This is a genomic window from Candidatus Phytoplasma gossypii, assembly GCF_030586975.1.
Lineage (GTDB): Bacteria > Bacillota_I > Bacilli_A > Acholeplasmatales > Acholeplasmataceae > Phytoplasma > Phytoplasma citri.
The window spans coordinates 1-2,167 of the sequence record NZ_JAOSIT010000058.1; the positions used below are offsets into that span (position 1 = coordinate 1).

Here is a 2,167-nt window from a genome sequence, read left to right on the forward strand (position 1 = left end):
GAAATGACCATACTTTTTAACTGATTAGGGATTTTCACCTTTTCCTTAACTTCTGGTCTCGCGAAAACTTATTGACTAGATATTTCATCTCATCCCGCTTGCGTGCTTTTGCTATTGTTAATAATTCCCTAACGATCAATCAGGGAAGGGAAATAAAAATTCAGTTTCACCAACTAATGATCAATTAGTTGATACAAGAGATTCTAATAAGACAAAAACATCTCAATCACAAAAACCAATCATACCATCGGGTTTACAAGAGGATAAATCTAAATCTATTAAACCACCAAAAAATTTTAGCATTAAAAAAAAGTCTTAAAAAAATTCAAAGAATATGGCGATAACTTTTTAGAATCCGCAAAACATACTTCTTATGAACAAATATCTTCTATTATTTCAAATGAAGATTCACTTCAATTAATAGATTATGATTACGAAGAGAACGAAAAACTTTCTTTACTTTCTGATAGTTTGATAGATAAAAATTTAGATCAAATAAATAATGAAAAAAATAATATCTTCGAAAAAAAATCTTCAAATAATAATGTAAAAATCATTAAAGAGATTTCATCTTCTAAAAAAACATTACCTCGTAGTTTTGGTTTGAAATATGTGACATCTTTATTTGTTGCTTCATTTGGTATAGTTCGTGTATTTGTTTCTAAAATGATTTTTGCTTTTAGATAGTTGTTGACAATTTTGAATAAAATTTCTTACTTTATTAAAGTACATAAAATTTAAAAGTTGCTTTATTTTAAATTAAAATATATAAATATTTTAACTATTATCCATAAAAACTCATTTAAGAAAATCAAATAATTTAATTTTTATATAGAATATATATAGTTTTATTTGTGTTTGATAATATTTTAATATATTATTTTAATAACTTAAATGTAGTTTTTTATAAATTTTCATTATAATAAGCAAATTAATTAAAAATTAATTTGTTTATTTTTTTTGTTTTTTTAAAAAAATTAAATTATTTATTTTAAATTATGAAATAAATTTTAATTATAAATTATTTTGTTTTTGGCATTATATTTTAATCAATTAATTTTTAAATAATATTGAAAATAAATAATTAAAATGGAAGGCATAAATTTATTATCATGTTAGGAACATCAACAAAATGGTTCCTTGCTTTGTTTATTTACTTGCCCTTAATTATTGTTATTTTAGGATTATTGTATTATTTAATTTTTTATTATCAACAAAAAATTAAAAAAATTATACAAACGACCAAACAAAAAGCTCAAGAAAAAATTTCTAGTGCTCAAATAATAGCTCAAGAAATGATATCAAAAGCTAAACAAGAAATCCATATTTTAAAAAAAGAAGTTGAAGAAGATTTGAATTTGAGAAGACGAATAATTGTTAATTTAGAAGAACAAATTATTCATAAAGAAGAATTGTTAAATTCGCGAACTAGATATTTAAATGATAAAGAAGAATTATTATACATGAAAGAACAAAAAATTAATATTTCTCAAGAGCAAATTGAACAAATGCAAAATAAAGTTCAAAATCTTATTATAAAAAGACAGAACGAATTAGAACATATCGCTTCTTTAACTAAAGAACAAGCTAAACAAATTATTATGGAAGAAATTCGTAAAAATTCTCAACAAGAAATTATGAATTTTATTAAATCTCAAGAAGAAGAATATAAATTTCAAGTTAAAAAGAAAGCTCATGTTTTGTTAGTATCAACTATGCAACAATTATCTCGTAAAATTTCTTCCGAAAATAATGTGGATATAGTTTATTTAGATAATAATGAATTAAAGGGGAGAATTATTGGCAAAGAAGGAAGAAATATTAGAACTTTTCAAATTATAACAGGGGTAGATTTAATTATAGATGATATACCCAATACTGTTATATTAAGTTCTTTTGATTCTAAAAGACGGGAAATAGCGCGTCGTACTTTAGAAAATTTAATTTTAGATGGTCGTATTACGCCTGTTAGTATAGAACAAACTTTTACCAAGGTTCAAGATGAATTTGATAATTTTATTCAAGATATAGGCGAAGAAGCTATTTTAGAGGCTAAAATAGGGTTTTTGGATGAAGAATTAATAAAATTATTAGGTTCTTTGCATTTTCGTACCAGTCATGGACAAAATGTTTTAAAACATTCTTTAGAAGTATCTTTTTTAGCAGG

At 22.9% G+C, this 2,167-nt stretch carries 2 protein-coding genes; both read left to right on the forward strand.

Going from position 1 to position 2,167, the window contains the following annotated elements; translation table 11 throughout:
- The first annotated feature begins 471 nt into the window (after positions 1–471).
- Positions 472–687: a hypothetical protein gene (locus OC698_RS02970; protein ID WP_304513208.1), complete on the forward strand. Its 216-nt coding sequence runs from the start codon at positions 472–474 to the stop codon at positions 685–687.
- Between the two features lie 425 nt (positions 688–1,112).
- A partial coding sequence (locus tag OC698_RS02975) for an Rnase Y domain-containing protein (protein WP_304513209.1) occupies positions 1,113–2,167 on the forward strand: 1,055 nt, incomplete at its 3' end.